Origin of the sequence: Candidatus Ancaeobacter aquaticus (assembly GCA_030765405.1) — a bacterium.
Lineage (GTDB): Bacteria > Auribacterota > Ancaeobacteria > Ancaeobacterales > Ancaeobacteraceae > Ancaeobacter > Ancaeobacter aquaticus.
This window is the reverse complement of sequence record JAVCCP010000012.1, coordinates 1-3,410: the sequence shown is the minus strand read 5'-3', so window position 1 is coordinate 3,410 and position 3,410 is coordinate 1. Positions and strand designations below refer to the sequence as shown.

Below are 3,410 nucleotides of genomic sequence, written 5' to 3'. Positions count from 1 at the left end.
CAGTGATCCCGGTGAAAACGGGATGTCTGGATTGATACAAAGCTTTCGGAAATAAAGTGGAATAGTTCTATGGTGAGCACAGCAGTTGAGTCTTCCTTCAGAATGAAGGATGTCTCAATTGCGAAAAGGGCGAACGAATTTCTGTTGGAGCGAAAGCGAAAACAGAAACATAGATCTATGAACAGAATGGAAAAGAGCTGGTACATTGAAATATGTAGGAGGAGTTGGAGAAAGTTTTGTAGTGAGCGAATCCCAGCAAAGCTGGGACTGAAGTTTATGACTGAAAGGAATAATCTTCTGGCGAACATATCAATCCAGTGATCCCGATGAAAACGGGATGTCTGGGTTGATACAAAGCTTTCGGAAATGGAGTGGAATAGATTAAAAAGGAATCTTCCCTTCCCGGCAAAGACGTCTAACAGTGTAAGGATGGAGCTTAACTGCTTCTGCTACTTCATCAACTGTGTACGAATAAAACAACAACAAACATATTCTATGAGGTCAAACAGCCACACAAAAGGCGGTGCTAAATCCGCCAAAGGCGGATGTAGCCGCCTGACCCTGACCGCCGCGCGAACAGGTTCTTTAAATAAATCCAACTGTTCACCAAAGCAACGCGAACCAGAAGGGTAAAAGTCTTTTCGCTAAAGGCGAAATGTCTTTTGGCGTTGCGAACTGTTCTGGCTTTTTTAAAATAATGACATAAGAGGATAATTTAATAAGGAGGCTATTCATAAACAATTTGTTCTGTTATAAGATTTCTCTTTGGATTTTGAAAGAAGATATTGTTTATGAATGAGTAAAGCCGACATTCCTTATTGGGTTTAATTTTGCGTCTAATGGAATACAGACTATAAGCATATGACAAGTAAACGTTTCAAATAATCGGCTTTTGGAGCAGCAAAGCCACGGAAAAAGTCCGGTTGATTGGATTGTTAGACTTTCCATTTGTCAATTATAGTCATTTTATCAGAATACGATATTTTTTGGTCTTCTAAGAATTTTCTAAAAATACCTATTTTATCTTCATGCGAAACATCGTTTTCTAGCTTAGTAAATTCTTTTGGAATATATTCGAAGAAACTTTTTATAAAATCATCGAAATCTTTTTTTTGCATCTTTTTGAAACCTTGTTTTTTAGCAGAGAAATCTTTTTTGTGCCCCAACCAGTAGGCAGTTTTATACATGTCTATCATTATGTCTGGGAATAAATCAATAATGCCAATATGTTTTCTTAAGACATCTTTGCCGAAATCTGTTAGGTAATAGCCATAGGAAATTTTACCGTTTTGGGATAAAGAAAAGACTTCGTTTTTAATTATATCTTGCTGAATTAAATAACGAATAGTTTGGATAGAAATATCAATGTCGAATTTTCTCTTTATTTCTTCCCTTGTAAACATTAAACCGTTTAGTTTGACCAATGCTTCTAATGCTTCTTCATCTAGTCTGGATTTTATTGTTAATTCCCTTTCTAGATTTTTAGATTTTTCGATCTGAAGATTACCTAAGATAGCGAATGCGACAGCAGCCAATGCACCTTTTATTGGTGCAGAAACAGCACCTAAAGATGCACCTAATATAGCACCTAGCAGTAAAAGAATATAACCTAGTATTTTCCAGAATATTGGTTTTTTTAACATTATTTTAATTTTTTATGTCTAACATTCAAGCTCACCTGCCGGAAGCCGTGTCGGTTTTTTCGGCGCGGGTTTCGGTCAGTGTGAAGCGAGTTGTTAGAACTTTATTTAGACATTTAGTAATTTTTATTTTTTCAGGTTATTTTTGGCAAATATTTTTTTATTAATGAGATAAAAATTCAGTGATTGTCTTACAATTTCTGTTATTTTATAGAAATCATTATCCGTTAGTCTATCTGACCTCCCATCATGGATAATGTCATTACGAATGTCATAAAGGTCACATATTTCTTGATGAGTAATTCCAGTGACGTTTAAAATGTTGAAAATCCTAGAAGCCATTTTTCTGGCTGATGACTGCCCATCAGGGATATATAGGAGATCTAAAACTATCATTAAAAGGAGAAAACGAATGTCCATTCGGGCATTCTTATTGTAGGAGATATTTTCTAATGCTCTTGAAAAGTGTAGCAATGCACCAGTCAACTTTTTATCACTTTTATTTTTTTCAAGCTGCTCATATATTGATTTTATTTTAATTAAATCTTGATCTTGTAATTTTAAATAATCAAAAGGACCCCTGATAGGAATAGGATATTGATGGTGAAAATGAACATCTGTATCGTCGCTAACAAAACCTAAATAACCGCCTGTTGATGTTGGCCTTAATAATTTAAAAGCCATATTTATCCTCTCAATTAAACGATTTAATTCATCAAAGTGGCTTTTAACAATTAACACATAATTTGAAGCTAAAATTTCGTTAGTACCATCAAATAGCCCTATTTTCATTATTTCTTTATAATTTCTTCTTCCTTTGCTTTCAGCAGCTTGAATTTTGTTAATTATTACGTGACTTAATTTAATTCTGCAGTTTGCACCCCATGTAAAATCAACATCATTGATTCCAAAGAAATTAAGCTTATTTTGCTTGGTTAATTTTTGAATTTGTATATCGCCAGACAGAAAAAATGGGCAAGAAATTTCATTTTTTATTATGATAGGGTAACTATATTTTTTCTTTTGTTTCTTCATATTATTTGGTTCTAACATATTATTATATAGAATTCCATAGTATAAGAACATTTTATCATGTATCACAACTATCTCTTGTTATTTTCATAAATAATCCCTTCCAAAATGGATAATATTCCATAATGTGCAACCAATATCTTATTATACAGAATTCTATATAAAATGGAATGCACATATCATTATGAGTTTAAGAGAATAAGTAGAAGATAAACAAATAGTTCGAGATACTAGCTAAATACTTTTATGAACTTAGAGTATTTAGAGGGGTAAATATTTTTACCCCTCAACTGTAAAAGACGATAACTCCTGTCCCTAGTATCAAACTCCCATAAACCTGTATCAGTAGATATGCGATAACAAAACCATGGATGATAAGGCACACTAAGGAACCCCTCGACACCACCATACTGCCGTATAAAACGATAATATCTTCTATAATCACTACTAATAGTACGCCTCCAATGATATATACCACCATCATCAGTAACCTCCTTATACAAATACCTACCCCTATACATAACATCTCTAGGAGCAATACCAAACATACCCACAAAATCCCAAAAGCAGAAACGTATAACAGTAAATATATATAACATAACGAACTCCCTTCTCTGCGTGATAATGAATGCGCAGCCCTCAATAAGAAAAACTGCTAACATTCACAAAAGGAACAATCTACACAGGAAACAAATATAAGACCATCTTCCTCGCGAAGGACAAGATCACAACCACACT

The 3,410-nt window shown here is 33.9% G+C and carries 3 protein-coding genes; all 3 read right to left on the bottom strand.

Features of this window, described 5'->3' with window-relative positions; genetic code table 11:
* Nucleotides 1-935: 935 nt before the first annotated feature.
* The gene (locus P9M13_01490; GenBank protein ID MDP8261960.1) at nucleotides 936-1,643 is read right to left on the bottom strand and encodes a hypothetical protein; all 708 of its coding nucleotides are present in this window, start codon (nucleotides 1,641-1,643) and stop codon (nucleotides 936-938) included.
* Nucleotides 1,644-1,766: 123 nt separating this feature from the next.
* Nucleotides 1,767-2,741, bottom strand: a complete 975-nt coding sequence (locus P9M13_01485; GenBank protein ID MDP8261959.1) for a hypothetical protein — start codon at nucleotides 2,739-2,741, stop codon at nucleotides 1,767-1,769.
* 161 nt (nucleotides 2,742-2,902) lie between these two features.
* A complete protein-coding gene (locus tag P9M13_01480; protein ID MDP8261958.1) occupies nucleotides 2,903-3,271 on the bottom strand; it encodes a hypothetical protein in 369 nt (122 codons plus the stop codon).
* Nucleotides 3,272-3,410 lie beyond the last annotated feature (139 nt).

Excerpts from the sequence above, each read along its gene's own strand:
- P9M13_01490 (MDP8261960.1), bottom strand. The coding sequence starts at position 1,643 with ATGTTAAAAAAACCAATATTCTGGAAAATACTAGGTTATATTCTTTTA.
- P9M13_01480 (MDP8261958.1), bottom strand. The coding sequence starts at position 3,271 with ATGTTATATATATTTACTGTTATACGTTTCTGCTTTTGGGATTTTGTG.